The 20027-nt window shown below is 57.2% G+C and carries 15 protein-coding genes; 7 read left to right on the top strand and 8 right to left on the bottom strand.

The window, feature by feature from the left end; genetic code table 11:
- The first annotated feature begins 11 nt into the window (after window positions 1-11).
- On the top strand, window positions 12-1382 hold the full coding sequence (locus C5Y96_RS10340) for a cytochrome P450 (RefSeq protein ID WP_105352817.1): 1371 nt from the start codon (window positions 12-14) through the stop codon (window positions 1380-1382).
- On the top strand, window positions 1379-2254 hold the full coding sequence (locus C5Y96_RS10335) for a hypothetical protein (RefSeq protein WP_105352815.1): 876 nt from the start codon (window positions 1379-1381) through the stop codon (window positions 2252-2254). The genes C5Y96_RS10340 and C5Y96_RS10335 overlap by 4 nt, the downstream gene beginning before the upstream one ends.
- On the opposite strand, the gene C5Y96_RS10330 is transcribed toward C5Y96_RS10335, so the two are convergent.
- From C5Y96_RS10330 to C5Y96_RS10300, 7 genes are all read right to left on the bottom strand, one after another.
- Entirely contained in the window at window positions 2251-3063 is an 813-nt protein-coding gene (locus tag C5Y96_RS10330) for a sterol desaturase family protein (protein WP_105352813.1), read from the bottom strand. The genes C5Y96_RS10335 and C5Y96_RS10330 overlap by 4 nt on opposite strands.
- Before the next feature lie 15 nt (window positions 3064-3078).
- The gene (locus C5Y96_RS10325; protein ID WP_105352811.1) at window positions 3079-4419 is read right to left on the bottom strand and encodes a TIGR04283 family arsenosugar biosynthesis glycosyltransferase; all 1341 of its coding nucleotides are present in this window, start codon (window positions 4417-4419) and stop codon (window positions 3079-3081) included.
- Window positions 4416-5459 (bottom strand): arsenosugar biosynthesis radical SAM (seleno)protein ArsS, encoded by a 1044-nt coding sequence (gene arsS, locus C5Y96_RS10320; protein WP_105352808.1) that lies wholly within the window; start codon window positions 5457-5459, stop codon window positions 4416-4418. The genes C5Y96_RS10325 and arsS overlap by 4 nt, the downstream gene beginning before the upstream one ends.
- Window positions 5460-5499: 40 nt before the next feature.
- The gene (locus tag C5Y96_RS10315) at window positions 5500-6654 is read right to left on the bottom strand and encodes a methyltransferase domain-containing protein (RefSeq protein WP_233198905.1); all 1155 of its coding nucleotides are present in this window, start codon (window positions 6652-6654) and stop codon (window positions 5500-5502) included.
- 78 nt (window positions 6655-6732) lie between these two features.
- Complete coding sequence (locus C5Y96_RS10310; RefSeq protein ID WP_105352804.1) at window positions 6733-8289, bottom strand: mercuric reductase; 1557 nt, start codon at window positions 8287-8289, stop codon at window positions 6733-6735.
- 14 nt (window positions 8290-8303) lie between these two features.
- Window positions 8304-9221, bottom strand: coding sequence for a TVP38/TMEM64 family protein (locus C5Y96_RS10305; RefSeq protein ID WP_105352802.1), 918 nt, complete (start codon window positions 9219-9221; stop codon window positions 8304-8306).
- Between the two features lie 135 nt (window positions 9222-9356).
- On the bottom strand, window positions 9357-10001 hold the full coding sequence (locus C5Y96_RS10300) for a hypothetical protein (RefSeq protein WP_105352799.1): 645 nt from the start codon (window positions 9999-10001) through the stop codon (window positions 9357-9359).
- A 412-nt stretch (window positions 10002-10413) separates the two neighbouring features.
- Between C5Y96_RS10300 and C5Y96_RS10295 the strand changes: the two genes are divergently transcribed.
- The 5 genes from C5Y96_RS10295 (at window position 10414) to C5Y96_RS10275 (ending at window position 16765) form a co-directional block, all read left to right on the top strand.
- Window positions 10414-12426 (top strand): FAD-dependent oxidoreductase, encoded by a 2013-nt coding sequence (locus tag C5Y96_RS10295; protein WP_105352796.1) that lies wholly within the window; start codon window positions 10414-10416, stop codon window positions 12424-12426.
- Between the two features lie 153 nt (window positions 12427-12579).
- The gene (locus C5Y96_RS10290; protein WP_105352793.1) at window positions 12580-13749 is read left to right on the top strand and encodes a XylR family transcriptional regulator; all 1170 of its coding nucleotides are present in this window, start codon (window positions 12580-12582) and stop codon (window positions 13747-13749) included.
- Window positions 13750-13916: 167 nt separating this feature from the next.
- Window positions 13917-15212, top strand: a complete 1296-nt coding sequence (locus tag C5Y96_RS10285; protein ID WP_105352791.1) for a Gfo/Idh/MocA family protein — start codon at window positions 13917-13919, stop codon at window positions 15210-15212.
- A 31-nt stretch (window positions 15213-15243) separates the two neighbouring features.
- The gene (locus tag C5Y96_RS10280; RefSeq protein ID WP_233198904.1) at window positions 15244-16185 is read left to right on the top strand and encodes a sugar phosphate isomerase/epimerase family protein; all 942 of its coding nucleotides are present in this window, start codon (window positions 15244-15246) and stop codon (window positions 16183-16185) included.
- A gap of 1 nt (window position 16186) precedes the next feature.
- Complete coding sequence (locus C5Y96_RS10275) at window positions 16187-16765, top strand: DJ-1/PfpI family protein (protein WP_261341386.1); 579 nt, start codon at window positions 16187-16189, stop codon at window positions 16763-16765.
- 3 nt (window positions 16766-16768) lie between these two features.
- Here C5Y96_RS10275 and C5Y96_RS10270 read toward each other — a convergent pair whose 3' ends face one another.
- Window positions 16769-19903 (bottom strand): DUF6797 domain-containing protein, encoded by a 3135-nt coding sequence (locus C5Y96_RS10270; RefSeq protein WP_105352784.1) that lies wholly within the window; start codon window positions 19901-19903, stop codon window positions 16769-16771.
- Window positions 19904-20027: the final 124 nt, after the last annotated feature.

Here is a 20027-nt window from a genome sequence, read left to right as displayed (position 1 = left end):
CGTGATTGTTTATGGACTCGCAGCAATCCGAATCGCAGCCGCAGACTTTTTCCGGTACGCTGGCCCGTCCGCCGCTAATGTATCGGCAGTGGCTGCTGGCCGGAAACCGGGCCACGTTCTTCGACACGCTGGCGAAGGATCTGGGGGACTTCGTTCACTATCGCGGGCTGTTCAGTTTCTACCTGGTGAATCATCCATCGCTAGTCAAGCAAGTGTTGATGGAGACGCACAAGTCGTTCGATAAGAACAGCGTCATCTACGACCGGTTCCGCAATGCATTTGGAAATGGGCTGGTCGTGGCGGAAGGGGATCGCTGGCGACGGTCGCGGCGATTGATGCAGCCGTTGTTTGGCCCGCGGGCGGTGGAACAGTACTTCGAGTTGATGCGTGACTCGGCCGAGCAGATGGCCAGTCGCTGGGAGCCGATCTGCCAGGCAGGCCAGGTGCTGGATGTGGCCAGCGAGATGAATCACGTAACGCTGCAAATCGCAGGGCGAGCGTTGTTTCACGATTCGTTCGACGAGATCGCCCCGCAAATCAGCCACTGGACGCATGTAATCAACCTGTACAGTGCGAAGCCGCCGCTGCCGATTGTTCGCAGTTTTTGGTTTCCTTCACGGATCAATCGCCAACTGAAGCAGGCCCTGGCTGAGTTTAATGCGTTTTTGCAAGAGATGATCAGACGACGCCGCGGAAATGAGCATTCCACCGATCTGATCAGTCGGCTATTGGCCGCTCGCGATGAAGACACGGGAGAGCCGATGTCGGACTCGGAGATTGCTGAAGAAGCCCTGGGGATGATCATCGGCGGGCACGAGACCTCGTCGAGCGCCCTGGCATGGGTGTGGTGTGAGCTGGACCAGCACCCGGACGTGCGCGATCGGTTGCATCAGGAACTGGAAGAAGTGATCGGCGATGGTCCGTTGCAGATGGAACACCTTGAGCAGTTGGTGTATACGCGAATGGTGATCGAAGAAGCAATGCGATTGCATCCGCCGTTCTGGTTCGAGAATCGTAATGTGGCCGAGGATGTCGAACTAGGGGGCGTGCCGATCGCAAAGGGCTCGGTTGTGGTCTTCAGTCGCTATTCGCTGCATCGGCACCCTGGTTTTTGGAGGGAGCCTGACATGTTCAATCCCGAACGGTTCCGCCCCGGAGTGGAAGAGAACCGACGCTCGACGTATGCATACGTTCCCTTTGGCGGGGGGCCACGGATCTGTATTGGGATTCACTTTGCGATGATGGAACTTGTGGTCGTACTGGCCGTGCTTGCCCGGCGATTCAAGGTTATGCTGGACGAATCGCATCGCCACGTGATGGCGGCCAATTTGACGATGACTCCGAAGTACGGCGTGCGGGCCCGCTTGGAAAGGCGTTCATGAATCAGTTCCCTTACATTACGGACTACGTCAACGAGATCTTTGCTCGCGAGCGAAACCGTTGGGACTTCAATTACATTCGTCCGCTGATCGTCTTCAGCTACTTCTTTCAGCGGACGATCAGCTTCCCGTTGAAGTTTATTTTTCATCGCTTTCCATTTGGCTGCGAAGCGTACCTGATCGATTGGTGGATGACCTTTGGGCTGAAGTACGTCGCCACGCAGGATGCGGCCGAACTGTTGATGCGGCACGTGCAGATCGAGCCGCTGTTGTATCGCCACATTTTGGGGCCGTATGACGAAGGGTATGCCCAGGGAGACAAGCGATTAAACGGAATCGATGGCGACTTCAACCTGGAAAGTATCGATGTCGCTTTGCGGAATCAACTGACGGTCGGGCACGATCTGCTTTCGTACGAAGTGGTCGACCGTTTCGATCGCGATCAGTTTCTGGCCAGCCTGGCCAAGATCCGCGCGGCGCGTCCCGCCGATCACCAGCTACTGAGTAAGAAGGTACTGGAAGAGAACAAGAAGCATTCGTTTCAATTGCTGGGGCCGACCAACATTGTGCTGTTGATCGTGACGACGATTACTTTGTTTGGTGATTTGCGGACGACGATTACAGCGCTCAATTCGTTCGGGTCCGATTCGCTGCTGCTGTGGTGCATGAAGCAGCTTTATGCCAATGACCGGCAAGCCCAGATCGATCTCGATTTCTTCATGCAGGAAGTGAGCAATCGAGGGCATTACAACAGCAGTGCGTTTTTCTCGAACCCCAGCCAGTATCTGTACTATCACATCGTATTCGACGAGGTGTGCTACGACATGCTGATGAATCGTCCGCCCGCTCAGGATCCTGTGCCGGTTGAAAGCTAACGGCTTTCTTCCACTTCGCTATCCAGCGGCATCAACAGCATGCCAGGCAGACGCTCTACCTGCGATGGGTCGCGATACTGGGCCAGGCCGATGTCCATCTTGTCGTGTCCTTCGGAAGGCTGCGCGATGTAGGTTCCCAGCAGAAAGTCCCACCACGGTAGGTTGAACCCAAAGTTGCTGTTCGTTTCGCGGCGCAGGACCGAGTGATGCACACGGTGCATATCCGGCGTGACGAGCACGCAACGAACGATTCGGTCGACCCCGGCTGGAAGCCGCACGTTGCTGTGATTGAACATCGACGTCCCATTGAGCAGGACTTCGAATAGCACAACCGCAATCGCAGGCGGCCCTAACAGAACAACGACACCCAGCTTGATCACCGCAGAGAGTAAGATCTCTAGCGTGTGGAAACGGAGACCGGTGGTGACGTCGATGTCCATGTCGGCATGGTGCACTTTGTGCAAACGCCAGAAGAGTGGCACCGCATGGAACATCACATGTTGCAGATAAATGGCCAGGTCGAAGAGGAGCACGGACAGGATGACTTCGACCCACAAGGGCCAGGCGATCAAAGTGAGCACGCCCCACTGCCGCGACTCGGCAAATAGGGCCGCGGCCATGGCAGTGATCGGCAACAGGAGTCGGACGGCGATCGTGTTGATAACGACTAGTGCCAGGTTGCTTAGCCAACGCGTTCCCTTGGCTTCCTTCAGCACGCGGCGCGGGGAGAAGAGTTCCCACACGGCCATCACGGTGAAGACGCCCAGGAAACAGGCAAGTCGGACGATCATCTCGACGCTGGCAGACATGCGGACTCGAAAACCTTACGAGGAGGATACTGGCTTACCACGATACCACATCGCCAACCGCTCTGGCGAAATGCCCAGACGCCAGGCCAACACGATTGCCTGATTCAAGCAGGTTGTCCTCACGATCCCTCGCTTCCGCCACCGCCGGGCCGAGACCGTCATTGACTGCTCGGCCAAAGCAATCGGGCCACGTTTACGTAGCCGCTGGACCAATTCAACGTCTTCCATCAACGGCCAGTTGCGAAAGCCTCCGACTTCGTAAAACGTATGCGACCGCAGGAATAGGCCTTGGTCTCCGTACGGCCGCTGCAGGAACTGCGAACGTAGATTGGCCAGGCGAGCCACCATCCGCAGCGATGGCGACTCGTGATCGATCCGCAGGCGAAACGCTCCAGCGATCGATTTGCCGGAGAGGATGGTTCGGATTGATTCGTCGTAGCGGCCTGGCAACTGCGCGTCGGCGTGTAGGAAGAGAAGAATCTCACCACTGGCGATCGCGGCTCCGGCGTTCATTTGAATGCCGCGGCCTGGGCGGCAGACGACGACCTTCACACCGTGATTCAAGGCGATGGGGACGGTATCGTCCTGGCTGCCGCCGTCGGCGATGATCACTTCCAGGTCTTGGCCTGGAGTGCTGCGGCTACGTACGGCATTAAGCGTATCGGCCAAGCGTTCTGCTTCGTTGAGCGTGGGAATGACGATTGAAAGTCGATCGCTGGTGCACGCAGGCAAGATGCCTTCAACGAGTTGCGGCCATTGGCGACACAGCACCAGGTCTTCCGGGTAGTCGATGTCGGAAAGGGGCTGAAGCAGCTTCCGGCGAAGAGGCAGGGCGTCGATCTTCTGCAGCGTTTTGGCGAGTACCTCGGATGTGCCCCACGGGATGTCTTGGAAAAGACTCGGCTGTGGCGACTTCAGGCCAATCAGGTAGTAGCCCCCATCCTCGGCCGGGCCAAGCACGACATCGTGATCTTCTAATTGTCGATTTGCTTCTCCCAACGTCTGTGCATCAAGTTGGGGGCAGTCGGCACCAATGACAATCACACGGTCGATCTCTTTCTGGAAGGCCAGGTCGATCGCATGCCGCAGGCGGTCTCCCAGGCCGTCTCCATGTTGGGGGGTGTAGTCAATGTCGTTACCGAACATCGCTTGCATGGCTGCTGCATCGCGACCGGCGAACTGTACTTGGGCATCGGCCTGGACTTGTTTCTGAAAGAGCCGTACAGCGTCGAGCGTCTGGGACGTGAGTCTTTGCTGCAGCAGCGCGGCACCATCAGCGCCGAGTGTGGGAATCAGCCTGGTCTTGGTGCTTCCGGCTTCCGGGTAGCGCGTGAAAACGATCAATTGCGATTTCATGAGAGAACCGCGCCCTGGCAACTGGAACCATTTCCGGCGGTGCATCCGAAGCAGTGCCTGCCGGTGGCGATGGTGCGGTGAACGATGTCGTCCCAGTTGAAGTCTTCAATGCGGTAACCCTTGACCGTCACCGGCAATTCGAGCATCTGGTTGAAGTCGCAGTCGTACAAATTGCCAAGCCAGTCGACCGAGAGAATCGTTCGGCACATGACATGCGGAACCGTTTGTGGATTAAAGTTATCGACAAGCTTGCGCATGTATGCTTCGTATTTGCCTGCCTGAAGCAGGTCGTCGAGAAAGCGGCTGATGGGCAGGTTCGTGATCGTGTGCAGTTGGTTGAAGACAACGCCATAGCGTGATTTCAGTTCGCGGCGATAGGCTTCTTCCAACTCGGCTTGCTTGGGAGGAAGCGAAGGACCGACTGGATTGTAGACCAGTGTGAGCCGCAACCCACTCTCGTTGTGGCCGTAACCGAGGTTGTTCAAAATTCGCAGCGCTTCGATGGATCGCTGAAAGACGCCATCACCTCGTTGGCGATCGCAGTTGTCTTCCAAGTAACAGGGAAGGGACGCCACGACTTCGACCTGGTGGTCGGCCAGGAACTGAGGCAGGTCTTGAAAACCGTTAGCAACCAGGATGGTCAGGTTGCAGCGATCGATGATGCGGCGATTGAGCGAGTGGGCCTGCTGAACGAGCCAGCGGAAGTTAGGGTTCATCTCCGGGGCACCGCCGGTGATATCGAGCGTGGGGATCTCCAGACGTGCTAGAGCGGCGATGATTGCTTCGGCCGTCTCGCGCGACATGCTCTCGCGCCGGTCGGGGCCTGCATCGACATGGCAGTGCGTGCACGTTTGATTGCAAAGCTTGCCAACGTTGATTTGCAGCACCTCGACGCCAGCGGCTGTCAGCAGCGGTAGTTGGTGCTGGGAGAGGGCCTGCTGAAAGTGCGGCAGGTCGGCTGCCTGGTTGCTTTCCAGAATCTCGCGCTGGGCCGCGGCATGGGCGAGCGTGCTTTGGCGGCGAACGAGTGATAGTTGCATCGAGCATTACTTTCGCGGTGTTGGGGGATCGTGGATCGGCTTAGCAGCAGTCTTCGCCGCAGTTGGAGGGCGCTTCGGTCGTGGCGTCGTAGTCGAGCCCTTTCGATTCACGCGGATGACGCAGGGCATTAGGCCGACAAGCAAACGGCTGGGCGTCGTCTAGAGGAATGGGCTCTCGCGGTTCGATGAAATCAAACATCGCCGCATAGGGCCCTGCCTTCAGCAAGCGAAATGTCTTGTCGCAAACGGCCATCCGTTCGCCCCGATAGTAAAGGTGACCGTCGTCATCTTTGACCGTCGAAAAGGGGCCGCGGTAGATGACGGCCTGATTGCGTTCCAGGCACGGACCTTGCTTCCCCTTGTAGGCCATGATAGTGACCGAGCGGAACTCGATACCTTCGACGGTCTGCCAAGGCTCGGCTTGCCGTTTGACGATCTCAATGCCATGGAAGCCAGCCTCGACGAACGCGCTGAGGAACTCATCTTCGCGAAACGCACCACTGATGCAGCCTGACCAGAGGGTCGGGTCATTCTTGAGCTCGTCCGGCACCGTCTCGTCACTCACAATATCACTGATCGCTACACGTCCGCCGACGCGCAGGACGCGGAACATCTCGGCGAACAATTGGCGGCGATCGGTCAGCTTCACCAGATTCAAAACGCAGTTGGAAAGGATGCAGTCGACCGAATCACTGGCAATCAGCGGGTGCTCGCTGCGAATTTGTTCGGTCGCATGCCGCAACGCGTGGTAGCTTGAAAGATCGCTTGCGGGTTGGTCGGCCAGAACGTTTGCCAGCTGGTCGAGATCGAGTTGCAGGTCTTGGATCATGCCGTTGCGGAACTCGACGTTCGCGTAGCCGATATGCTCGGCCACGGCCGGAGCATGTTTGCGGGCCAGGGCGAGCATCTCGGGATTGCAGTCGACGCCAATCACGCGTCCTTCACGACCGACCATCTGGGCCGAGATGAAGCAGAGCTTTCCGCCGCCGCTGCCCAGATCCAGGACGGTGTCGCCGGGGCGAACATAGGGAGTAGGATCGCCGCAGCCGTAGTCGCGCTCGATGACTTCGTCCGGAATCGCCTCTAACAGGCTTGTGTCGTATTGTACGGGACAGCAGAGGGCTGCTTCGCGCTGTTGTGCCGCACCCGCATATCGCTGGGCTACGGCCTGGTCGCTGTCGATCTTGGGAGTCATAGACATCGTTCCATTTCAGCTTGCAGTGAGTAAGTGTCTTGGGACCAACAGGTATGTTCTACGAAAGTTCGACCGCGATTACCGTGACCAGGTTAACCAACGCTCGAACAGCGACTTCACAAACGGAGTCAATCGCGTGCGGTTGTATTGGTCTCCCAGCTTGCGAATGGCCTCGGTTTGCGTGGGATAAGGGTGAATGGTGCTGCCGATTTTGCCAAGCCCCAGGCCATGCGTCATGGCGAGGGTGATCTCGGAAATCATTTCACCTGCGTGGGGAGCGACGATGGTGGCACCGACGATTTTGTCGGTGTTTTTTTTCACATGAACTTTCACCAGCCCCTCGGTTTCTCCTGCGAGGATGGCTCGATCGTTTTCGGTAAAGTGCTGCGAGTAGGTGTCGATTCCCCTGCCCTGCTCTTTCGCCTGGTGCTCGCTGAGACCAACGTGAGCAACTTCGGGCGATGTGTAAGTACACCAGGGGATGATCAGGTCGGTCCACCGCTTGCGACCGAAGAAGAGAGCATTTTGAATCACGGCCCGGGCCATGAAGTCCGCCGCATGGGTGAACTGATATGGAGAGCAAATATCTCCAGCGGCGAAGATGTTTCGATTGGTCGTCTGCAGGCGGTCATTTACCTGAACGCCTTGCTCGTTGTAGTGCACGCCGACGGCTTCAAGGTTCAAGTGCTCGACGTTGGGGCGACGACCCGTTGCGAACAGAAGCTGATCGACGTCTGCTTGGTGGCTTATTTCATTTTCGCTCCAGGTCAGCGAAATGGCTTCGCCAGGTTTGACTTGCAGGTTGGATGTTCCGTTGTGAATACGTACTCCATCACGAGTCATCGCCTTGGCGACGATGGTGCTGGCGTCTGCGTCTTCCTTGGGAAGCACATGGGGTGATCGTCCCAGCAACGTGACCTGCGAGCCCAATAGCGAAAAGGCTTGTGCCAGTTCACAGCCGATCGGGCCAGAGCCCACCACGCCCAGACGCGGAGGCAACTTCGTCAGGGAGAAGACGCTTTCGTTGGTCAGATAGTCGACTCGATCGAGCCCTGCGATGGAAGGAATCGCTGCGCGAGCCCCGGTGGCGATCACCGCCTTCTTGAACTTCAGGCGTTGGCCATCAACTTGCACGGTTTGCGAATCGACGAACTGAGCCTGACCGAAATAGACATCGACGCCCAGTTTGCAGAACCGCTCGGCGGAGTCGTTGGGGCTGATCTCAGCTCGTAGCGTTCTCATTCGCTGCATGACGGCGGCAAAGTCAATCGCTTCGTGCGCGGAGGTGTTGATACCAAACTCGCTGCCGCGACGCTGCTGTAGCACCATGCGAGCGGCGCTGATGATGCCTTTCGAGGGGACGCATCCGACGTTCAAGCAGTCGCCCCCCATGAGGTCGCGTTCGATCAATGCGACCTTGGCACCGAGGCCAGCGGCACCGGCGGCGGCGACCAGGCCTGCCGTTCCGGCACCAATCACCACCAGGTTGTATCTGCCGGATGGTTGCGGAGGCTTCCAATCCGCTGGGTGGACGTTCTCGACAAGTCGGCGATTAGCGGAGTCGTTGGGACTGGTCTGAGGCAGTCGGGAGATGACACCATCTGGAAACGATTGCGGCCTGTCCTGAGGAGCCATACTGCTTTCCTGCTTTACAAAGCTTCGCGAGGATGCGCGTTGAGCCAGGCCTCGATCGGTTGGGAATTGATGGCCAGCAGCACAAGAATCAAGGCGAGGCCAATCAATAAGAGCGTACGTCCTATGTACCTGGGAAGTGGCTCTGAGGTTTCGCTGGGCTCGCTCGCCGATGGTTCTGCTGCGGTGGAATCGGTGACCTGGTCGTGAATTTTACTGCGGGCCAGGCGAGCAATATAGACACTGACCAGCACGGTCGCGGCCAGGCCGATGCCAAGCAACGCCCATTCCAGCGGAGTGCGTTCGCGCTGTTGGCTGAGAGCCGCCCCAGTGATGTGCCCTAAGTAAACATACAGAAACGTGCCTGGCAGCATGGCCAACCAACTTGCGGTGACGTAGGGCCAGAATCGAACAGGCGTCAGTCCGTACAGATAGTTCTGCACGTTGAAAGGAATCGCTGGCGACAATCGCAACAAGGCCACAATCTTCCAGCCTCCTTCGCCGATGGCGCTGTCGATGGCTTGGAACAAGGGGTAACGCTGTGCCCAACGAGCAACGCGTTCTCGGGCAGCATAGCGCGCGATGAGAAAGCAGAGGGATGCACCAATCGTCGAACCAATCGAAACGATTACCGTTCCCACGCCAAGTCCATAAATGGCCCCTGCGACCAGCGTGAGAATTGTCCCAGGCACCAATAGCACCGTGGCCACAATGTAGGTCAGCGTCAGCACGACCGGTCCCCAGACGCCGAGTGACGAGATCCACGACTGGAGCGAAGCGATGAGATCCTTGGTCGGTAAGCTACGGACGAACACGACCAGACAGACCGCTCCGACAAGAACCGCGATCCAGCGGACGCGTTGCAGCCAAATGGCGACTGCGTCCGGGGGAACTTCGCGGGAAGCAGCGGAATCGGAAGCGAGATGGGCGTTCATGCGTTACGCAGACTCGGCGCAGCGGCGGAAGTTCGATCGACGGGATGTTCCTCAAGTCTACTCGAACGTGGGCCGGATACCGAGTGAAATCGCATACACTCGCTGGCTCAGCCGCTTGATTAGCCGACCGAAGTGTTAAGCGTTTCGCAGACGGTCGAAGAATCCTCGCACCGTGGATCCAAAGCCGTGGTCGGTCTCGTGACGCTGTTGCTGTTGGTGAAAACCGTCGATCTTGTCCAGCACGCTCAGGCGGGTGTATGGATCGTCCAGGCAAACCTGTTGACCGGTGTGGGTTGACACGATGTGCTCGAGCGTTTGCGAATTGATTTGATTCCGTGGAATCTGAACCTGACGCAGATCGGTACCGGGAACGCCAGTCGACGTTTGCTGCATGACCGGTGCAGGCGGAGGCGATGGCAGGCCTTCGTAGCCGGTGCTGGGCATATCGCTAGGGCTCCAGTTAGGAGCTTGAGCTGGAGTCGGAGCCGTCGTGGGACTGGTTACCTGGTAGGTCGGGTACGTTTCGTCGTAAGGAAGGTAGATCGCCCCGGTGTAAAAGTCGACGGCGAAGGCGACCACGCCAGGGACGAAGAAGAAAAGCATCCCCAGCCCGTTGAGGGCGGCGATTTTCCAGTCGATTTGGTGACTATGAGGTTGGCCGACGCGTTCCGAATGCATCAACGATCCGCAACCAGTCGAGAACAACGCCACAGGCGTCAAAGCAACCGGTGCCAAAACTACGGGGGTGGTGAGAGTCTTGAGAAATTGTCGCCGCTGCATTCTTTGCTTCCTTGGCCGAAGGCATTCCGCCGGTTGTTGGGGAGCCCTCTGGTCTAAACGTCTCGCCCCACCAAAGGTATCGACTTTTCGGATTGTGCCAGTTGAATCGAATTTGAGGTACGGATATTCCCAGCAACAATCGGCGGGATCAAGACTTATCCAATGTTAAAAGCACCGTCAGTGGGTTCGATCAGGGCTCGCAGATCTAACACGAAATTGGCGATTGCATTGGCCGTGTGATAGCACGATGTCGCTTTTGTATTGGCTTCGCTGCGTAAGTTCATATGTCGCAAGAGACTATCGCATGAAGCGAGAGGGACGAAGGCCCCGAGTCGGGGTTTGAATGTTGGCTGAGGAGAGAGTGTAATAGAGGAACGAATTTCGCCCCGTCCCCCCCTCATGGCCTCGCATCATGCACAAGACTTTTCTGCCAGCGGTTCTCCTTTTGATTTCTGTCGTTGCAAGTCATGGCCTGGCGCAAACACTGCCTGAGCCTGCGGTGGAGGGGCTGCGATATTACTACCCGCCAGAGAAAGTCGAGCCGCGCGAGATCGAAGCCGACATCTGCGTTTACGGCGGAACGAGTGGTGGTGTCGTCGCGGCCATTCAGGCACGTCGCATGGGCAAGTCAGCCGTGCTGCTGTCGTTTGGAAAGCACGTGGGTGGCTTAACCACCGGCGGCCTGAGCCATACCGATGGTGGCGGAGCGGACGTGTGCGGTGGGATTGCTCGCGAGTTCTACAATCAGATTGGCCAGAGCCATTTCAAGCCATCGGACGCCGAAGATGTTTACAAGAAGATGCTGGCCGAAGCCGGGGTGGAAGTGCATTACCTGGCTCACTTGGATAAGGTCACCAAGCAGGGAACGCAGATCACTTCGATCTCGATGGAGAACGGCCTGGTCGTGAAGGCTAAGCAGTTTATCGATGCAACGTACGAAGGAGACCTGCTTGCCAGAGCTGGTGTGTCGTATGCGGTCGGACGCGAAGCCAACAACGTGTATGACGAGACATACGATGGCATTCGTCAGCCAGGTACCGGCGGGCATAATTTTCCGAAGGCGATCGATCCCTACGTGAAGCCAGGCGATCCATCGAGTGGTCTATTGCCGCGGATCGTCGCCGATGGTGGTGTGCCTGGTGAAGGGGACAAAGCGATTCAGGCCTACTGTTTTCGGATGCGGCTTGTCAAAGGGGAAGACCGACTGCCGTTTCCCAAGCCGAATGTTTACGACACGCAGCAGTACGAGGTGTTGGCCCGGTTGTTCGAGTCCGGGGCCGATCCACGGATGGGGTGGTCGATCGATACGAACAATCACCACCTGTTCAACGGAGCCTACTTCATCGACTTCGTGGGCGGAAATACCGACTGGCCCGAAGGGGACTGGAAGACACGTGAGCAAATCTACCAGGATCATGCCAACTACCAGATCGGCGTGATGTACTACCTGACTCATTCGCCACGTATCCCCAGCGAGTGGCGAGAGAAGTTTGCCGCGTTTGGTCTTCCGACCGACGAGTATCGAGACACCAGCGGCTGGACGCACGAACTGTACATCCGCGAAGGACGCCGCATGCTGAGTGACTACGTGATGACTCAGGAGAACTGCCAAGGGTACGAAGTGCCGGAGGATTCGATCGGTCTGGCGTCGTACAATATGGACTCGCATCATTGCCAGATGGTGGCGGTCGATGGAGCGATTCGTAATGAAGGGAACGTCGAGATCCGCGTTTCCCCTTACCCGATCGCTTACCGCGCGATCACGCCGAAGTCGTCCGAGTGTACGAACCTGTTGGTGCCGGTGGCCTTGTCTTCCAGCCACATCGCATTTGGCTCGATTCGCATGGAGCCGGTCTTCATGATCCTCGGTCAAAGCGCCGCGACGGCCGCCTCACAGGCAATCGACGATAAGGTGAACGTACAAAATGTGCAGTACGATCAGCTAGCCAAACGATTGCTGGAAGATGGGCAGATTATCCAGTACAAGGGAGCATCGGGCGTGCCCGTCAGCCTAGCCAAATTGAAGGGGATCGGCGTTGACGACCGAGACGCCAAGCTGACCGGCGAGTGGGAAGAATCGAATCACATTCGTCCATTTGTGGGGCGGGGCTATCGTCACGACAAGAATGAAGCCAAGGGAGAATGCACCGCGACCTTCACTACAAAGCTGAAGCCGGGAGAGTATGAAGTTCGCCTGGCTTACTCGGCAAACGGCAACCGCGCAAGTAACTTGCCGGTAACGATCAAGTACGTCGGCGGCGAGCAAAAAGTGATCGTCAACCAGCGCGAGAAACCGAGTGTCGACGAGATCTTCGTTTCGCTGGGTAATTTTCGCTTTGATAAACAAGGTGAAGTCGTGGTCAGCAACGAAGGAACTAACGGACACGTGATCATCGACGCCGTCGTCTTTGTGCCGGTCGAGTAACGCTAAGAACCCATTCCGTTGCAACTGGCCGGCAAATTGGCATTACGTTAGCGAGAACCCACGATAGATACCGCGATCGAGCAGGTGCCCCAGAGATTTCAGAGTCGTCCGCCGATTCGTTGAATCGCTTCTTCCTCCATTGTGACTTGTTTCATGCCTGCAAAGAGTGCTGCACCGCATGTTGCGCTGCTGATTGAAACATCTCGGACCTATGGTCGCGAGTTGCTGCATGGGGTGCGTAAGTATGTGGCCGAGCAAGGTCCGTGGTCTCTATTGGTCGAGTCCCGTTCGCTTGAGTCCCCTGCCCCTCCTTGGTTGCCGGTGTGGAGTGGGAACGGAATCTTGACCCGTAGTGGTTCGCAGGCCATGGTCGACTCGGTGAAGCGAGCCAAGGTCCCGACGGTTGAGTTGCGTTCGACACGCCTGAAGCATTCATTTCCCTTTGTTGGGGTGAACAACTATTCGCTGGGGAAGCTGGTTGCCGAGCACTTTCTCGAACGAGGTTTTCGCCATTTTGCCGTGTATCAATTGGGGGCCGAAGAATACTTTCAGCAACGCTGCGAGAACTTCGTGCAAACCGTGGCCGAACATGGCTACGAGGCTTCGCGCTACAATCCCTTGAACCGCCGCGAACAGCCGACCGAATGGGAGCAGGCTCAGAGGGAATTGGCTGACTGGATCCACCAATTGCCCAAGCCAGTGGGAGTGATGGCTTGCACCGATCAGCTAGGCTTCTGGCTGTTGGATGCCTGTCGGCGCTGCGGGGCGATTGTGCCGGAAGAGGTGGCGGTGGTGGGGGTCGAGAATGACGCTTCGCTCTGCACGATGGCCACGACACCCCTATCGAGTGTCGAACTCAACGGTACCGCGATCGGTTACCGGGCCGCCGAACTCTTGGCACACTTGATGAAGGGAGGGGCACCTCCCAAGAAACCGATCCTGGTCGAACCGCTGGGAATCGTGACTCGGCTTTCGTCGGATATCGTGGCCCTGGACGACCGGGAACTGGCCAATGCGCTGCTCTTCATGCGCGAGTATGCCTGCGAAGGGATTAGCGTTTCCGATGTTCTGAAAGGAGTGGCGATTTCGCGCAGTTCGCTCGAACGAGGGCTACGGAAGATTCTAGGACGTTCGCCGAACCAGGAGTTGATACGCTTGAAGCTGTTGCGAGCGGAGGAAATGCTTACCCATACCGATCTCACACTTGCCGTGATTGCCCAGCGCTGTGGCTTTCGTCGCACACAGCATCTAGCCGAAACATTCCGGGAAATGTATGGCATGCCGCCTGGGCAATACCGCCAAGACCGACGTAAGGCTCGCTAACGATACCGCAAGAGTGATAAGATAACGGAGTATGTAGACGCATTTGCGGATTGTCTCAGTAAGGCATTTCCGTCACGATAGAAGCATCACTCAGGCTGGCGGAGGTTACCGCTGGAGAGTGTTTCCTCGAATTGCCCTCATCCCACTGCCTGCCTAGGAGCTACGTTATGTCCCGATCGTCTTTAGATCGCCGTCAATGGATTACACAAGTATCGGCGGCCGCTTCGGCTTCGATGGTTTTCGGAGCACTGCCGACCGTGAGTGCGGCTGAGAAACCGAAAGACGCGAATAGCCGGATCGGGATTGGGGCGATCGGCCTGCGGTACCAAGGTTCGGTCATCACCGAAAAGGCGGCCGCGCACGGTGATATCGTGGCTTTGGCCGACGTCGATCGAGAGATTCTGGAAAAGGCCAACTCCGACTTCGGCGGGAAGTCGGCCCTGATGGAAGACTACCGCGATCTGCTCGCACGCGACGATGTCGACGTCGTCATGATCGGCACGCCAGATCACTGGCACACCAAGATGGTGATCGATGCATGCCGTGCCGGTAAAGATGTTTACTGCGAGAAGCCGCTGACGTTGACGATCGACGAAGGAAAGAAGCTGCGCGAAGTCGTCAAGGAAACGGGACGCGTCGTGCAAGTTGGTTCCTGGCAGCGTAGCGATATTCGTTTTCGCACCGCAGTCGAAATGGTTCGCCAAGGCTGGGTTGGCAACTTGGAACGCGTGGATATCGTGCTGGGCAAAAACAAAACCGGTGGTCCGTTCGAGACTAAACCAGTTCCCAAGACATTCAACTGGGATCTCTGGCAGGGTCAAACGCCGGACGTTCCTTACATCCCCGAACGCTCGCACTACACCTTCCGCTGGTGGTACGAATACAGCGGCGGGCAAATGACCGACTGGGGAGCCCACCATATCGATATCGGTCAGTGGGGAGCCGGAGGCCTGCCGGTCGAGATCGATGGAACGGCCAAAATGCCGTCGGTGGAAAATGGCTACAACGTCGCAGTCGACTACCACGTTACGTACAAGTTAGACAACGGCGTCGTACTGACAGTTGCGGACGAAGGACGCAACGGTGTGATGTTTACCGGCGACAAGGGGCGGATCTTCGTGAATCGGGGAACGCTTGATGGGGCACCAACCGAGCGAAAGCTGCCCCGCGAAGACTTCGTGCTCTACGATTTCGATAACCTCGAACGACCAGAGCGGGCCGGCAAGCTCGATGCAATTATCAACCATATGGGGAACTTCTTCGACTGCGTCGCGAAGCGAAAGACGCCGGTCTCGGATATCGAAAGCCAGCATCGCAGCGTCAGCACGTGTCACTTGGGAAACATCTCGATGAAGCTGGGACGCAAGCTGACATGGAACCCCAAGACCGAGACGTTCGTTGGAGACGACGAAGCGAATCAGCACCTCAGCCGCGAGCAACGTGCCGGATACGAGACCGTCTGACGCCCCCCATTTTGATTTTGAAGTCACAACGATGAACACTCAACCTACGATGGATCGTCGTACGTTTCATAAGCTCTCGGCAGGGCTTGTGGGTGCGGCGTACGCCTCGCCGCTGCTCGCAGAGGACAGTAAGTTTCAGTTGAACTACATGCTGCCTTCGTGCATGTACGGCTACAGCAAGCTCGAAGAGATTCTACCGGAAGCTAAAAAGATTGGGGCAACCCATATCGACATTTGGCCGAAGGTCCACGGAGACCAACGCGAGCAAGTCGATGAGATGGGGGCCGATCGTTTCGCCGAACTGCTGCAAGCCAACGACGTCAAGTTGGGCTGCATTACGCAATACAAACTGGGACCGTTTGGTTTACAAAGTGAGATGCCGCTGGCTAAGCGTTTTGGCTGCCCCTTGATGATTACCGGCGGGGCCGGTCCCAAAGATGCCAAGGGACTGGAGCTTAAGAAGGCGGTGGGCGAGTTCATTGAGAAGATGAAGCCGCACCTTGAGGTTGCCGAGGAAAACGGCGTCACCATTGCGATCGAGAACCACGCGAACAACCTGATCGATTCGCCCGACTCGCTGCGATGGTTATTGGAACTGCGTCCCTCGAAGCATCTGGCGATTGCCTTGGCACCCTATCACCTGGCACAGGATGAAAAGCAACTGGCCGCGCTGATTCGCGAGCTGGGTGAAGGGATGCAGATGTTCTATGCCTGGCAGCATGGTGAGGGCTCGCATAAGCCGATGCCAGTCGAGCAGCAGTTATTACAGATGCCGGGACGTGGGCCGCTTGATTTTCAGCCCCTGCTAGAAGCCTTGGTAGACGTGAAGTATCAAGGGTGGACCGAGGTGTTCATGCACCCGTTTCCCCGAGGGATTCCTATCTTGCCGACCGTTGCCGAGACCACGGCCGAGATCGTGCGGGGGCGAGATTACTTAAGCCAGTGCATTTCAGACTTGAATGAAGGAAACTAACGTGTCGGACAAGGTACTTATCATTGTGGGGGACGCTTCGGAAACACTCGACACGATGTATCCCTACTACCGCCTGCAAGAAGGTGGATTCGAGCCGGTAGTCGCAGGCCCCAAGCGGGGGCTCTTTCAGATGGTGATGCACGAGGTCAAGCCCGGCTGGACCATCACCAAGGAGTGGGAAGGCTACACGATCGAAGCGAAGATCGCGTTTTCCGAGATCGTGCCGGAAGATTATGCCGGCATCATGATCAGCGGTGGTCGTGCGCCTGAATACATTCGCTACGACGAGCACCTGGTCGAGGCAACACGCTGGTTCGTTGATAACGGCAAACCGGTTGCTTCGGTATGCCATGGCGTGGAAGTGCTGGCGTACGCCGACCGCGTGCGTGGCCGTCGGATGGCCACGGTCCCGAAGTGCAAGTTCGACCTGGAAGTGTGCGGTGGAACGTTTGTCGACGAAGCGTGCGTGGTCGATGGAAACATCGTCAGCGGTCGGACGTTTCACGATAACGGCCGCTATTTCGGGGCGTTCATGAAACTGCTGGAAGAAGCACGCACGGCCAGTGGCGTGGGAGCGTAGCTTCTACTCCACCACCAACACGCCGTTCATTACCATCCAGTGGCCGGGGAAGCTGCAGAAATACGGATAGCGCCCCGGCTTCTCTGGTGCGTGGAAGTAGATGGTGAACTTCTGCTTGGGATCGACGATGTCGGTATAGGCCAGCACGTCGTCGGTCTTCGGTACGTACTGGTTTAATGCCGCCGCGGGGTCGGCCACCAGCTTGTTGGCCAGGTCTCCAACGGTCGCCAGTGTACCTGGCTTCAGGAGAACCCAGTTGTGCGGCACGACATCTGGGTTAGTGAACGTAAGCTCAACCAACTGGCCGGCCTTGGCTTTGAGTTCCGAGGTGGAATAGGTCAGGTTCTTGCCTGCTTCCAGTTGTAGCTTGGCATCTGGTTCCGACTCGGGTTTCTTTTGCCAGGGGTTCGGTTTGCGATCTCCCAGTAGGGCCAGATCTCTCAACAACGGATGGGCCGCAATCACTTTCTCGGCAGGTTGATACCCGGGGAAGATGACGTAGGGGCGATCGAGTTTGTGAACGGTGACGAACAGTTCTTGTGCGTCCCCTGAGTCAACTTGCAGCAACAGATGCAATTGGTTAACCAGCTGCAGGTCAGGCATCTCGACGAAGATGGTCTTTTCGTTAATTGGGTGAACGCCGGCGATCTCGATGGCTTCATGCCCCACAACATTTGGGTGGCTGGGGGCCATTTCCGGCGAACCGTATCCTGGTCCGTAGCGATAGTTCCACGCTTGGGCGAAATGGGTCTTCGCACTGCGAACGATCTCGCGATCGATCGGTTCCTGGTATTCGAGCAGTATGCCATTCGAGTGAACATGAAAGCGAGTCGGCATCTGCATCGGTTTGCCCGTGTATCGCACACGATGCAGACAGCCATCGTCCGGCGTATACGACCCCCAGCCGGCCATGCCGCTGACGTACAATTGTCCGTCGGCCGGGTTGGTTGCCGCGCGATGAGCTCCCGAACGAAACTCTCCAGGCAGCGGCATCACGGCACCTTGATCTTGCCCATCGACTTCATCTCGCAGTACCAGGAAATGGGTGCCCATGCCAAACGATGTGTGAATGAGGTGATTCTGCAGCGGGCCGAACCGGGCATCGGAGTTGATGGCCTGGCCGCCGCTGCTGTTATCGAGTCCACGTGGCATGTAGATCAACGGCAGAGAGGGGGCCTGGCCTTTCTTGGGGCCGCGATATCCATAGTGCGGTGTTTCCTTCAAGCTGGGATCGACCAGGCACACCATCGACGCCGGCGTCCATGCTCCTTCGCTGCACGGCACGGTAACCTTGCCGTCCGCCGTGACTGCCAGCCCATCTGGATTTCGAAAGCCGGTCGCGAGCAGATCGACCTGCTTGCCATCGGCGGAAATACGAAGCAGGCCATCCTTGCCCGAGGCAGTGTAGAAGTTGCCTAGGGAATCGACTTCCAGTCCGCACGTGTAGTCGTGCCCGCCGGAGGACGTATCGTAGATGTTTGAGAAACATTCGTAAAAGTCGGCTTCGCGATCGCTGTTGTGGTCGACCAAACGCGTGATTTGATCTCGTCCCAGGACATAGATTTGGTTGTCTCGCACGGCGACACCCAGGGGCTGGTGAAGCCCGGTGGCGAAGCGTTTCCAGCGAATCTCATCCAGGTCGGCATCCAGTCCGGAAGCCAGCCAGACGTCACCGGTCATGGTGGCCACGACCGCTGTGCCATCGGCCAGGAAGTCGTGATCACCGACGAACGTTAACGCTTCCCAGGGATTCTCTGTGGGCAATGGAATCGTGTCGACAGCATAGGGCAAGTCGTCACTGCCTAGCTGCCCATGGGTGATGATCTCTTCGGCCCACTGCGTTGGAGGGGACTGGATGGGCTTTGCCAACGGATGCTCGCTGGCAGGCATGACGGTTCGTGTGAACTTGCCATTTTCGACCCAAGGGGTATCGAGCATTTCCGTATTGCCAATCCGATACGAGAAAACAATCCGAGCCCCGACACGGTAGTAGCCATGGTACTGAATCGGCTGATCTGGCCGCTTCTCTTGCGGTTGCTCCACGATTGGACCGGCGGGACGTAGGCCGTCCATGAATCCATGCCGCACATCGGAGAACTTCACGAAGCCATCCTTCCAAACGGCGGGATAGGTCAGTGTTTCGGGATCGAAGCAGGTAGATAGTTCGCCGTTGTCCCCAAGCTGCACACAGATTCCTTTGTTGACTGTTTTACCCGGAAGATGAGTCACGCCTGCGAGAATCGGCGATTTCTCACGCTGGCTCCACCGAGCATCTTTCCAGACCGCTTCGTTCTGATTGCCCCAATGGCCGAATTTGCCGTCGTCGAGCCCCGGGAATGCAGGCAGCAAGTGCCAGTCGCGAGTGGCGGAAGCGAAGTGCATAGCCTGCTTGCGATAGAAGTCGTAGACGCGATCGCGGTTGACGTTCTCTTGCCACAGCTTCCAAAGTGCTGGTACGAGTGGAGCCCGGTCGTAGGTAAATGCGACAGGTTGATCTGCCTGATGAACCAGGGTGACTAATTCTTCGTCGTGGGCGAGATCCAGGAGGAAGCGAACCAAGTCGCGGCGCTGCGAAACGCTCATGGCGTTGGCCATGCCGGTCGGCATGAGTGTGCCTGACTCGCGGGACTGGTCGATATCTTCTTTGGCGAGTGAGATGATTTTCTGCGACGTTGGATCGAAGACTTCGATTAGCTCGCTGGTTTCATTTCGCTTGTATCCTTGAACGTTCTGTCCGTCGACTAATTGAAAGAGCCAGGTAGTATATTCCGGTTTGACGGTGTGGCTTGGCCAGAGGACGGCCTCGACGATCTGATCTGGCGTAAGACGTTTGTTGACTTCGTTGAGCGAGGGGCCGACGTTTCCTCCCTGCTTCCCCACCTGGTGACAGGAAAGACAGGCATACTTTGCCGATCGAAACACACTCATGCCCCGCATGGCATTCCCTTGGGCGGTTGCCAGCTTGGTGATCTTCTCGCAGTAGTCTTTGTCGAACGCCGCTGGTACCGGTGTCGCTACGGTGAGGTTAGGGTCGCCACAGAACTCGTCTGGGTTTTCTGCCAGTGAAAAGGATGACGCGAACGAGACGGTAAAGATGCAGAACAGGATGTGGGGGACTCGTTTCCAGCGGGTAGGCATCGTGGGCACCGTTCGTAACCAGTGGCGAAGGAATAGAGTTGAGGGGCGGGCAAAACGGAAGAGTGTGTAGTATAACCCGCGGCATTGACCGCGCACAAAAAAAGCTGGGAAACGCCATTCGCGA

The sequence above is a fragment of the Blastopirellula marina genome (assembly GCF_002967715.1).
Lineage (GTDB): Bacteria > Planctomycetota > Planctomycetia > Pirellulales > Pirellulaceae > Bremerella > Bremerella marina_B.
Note: the sequence above shows the minus strand (reverse complement) of the source record. Positions and strands in the feature narration are given on the sequence as shown.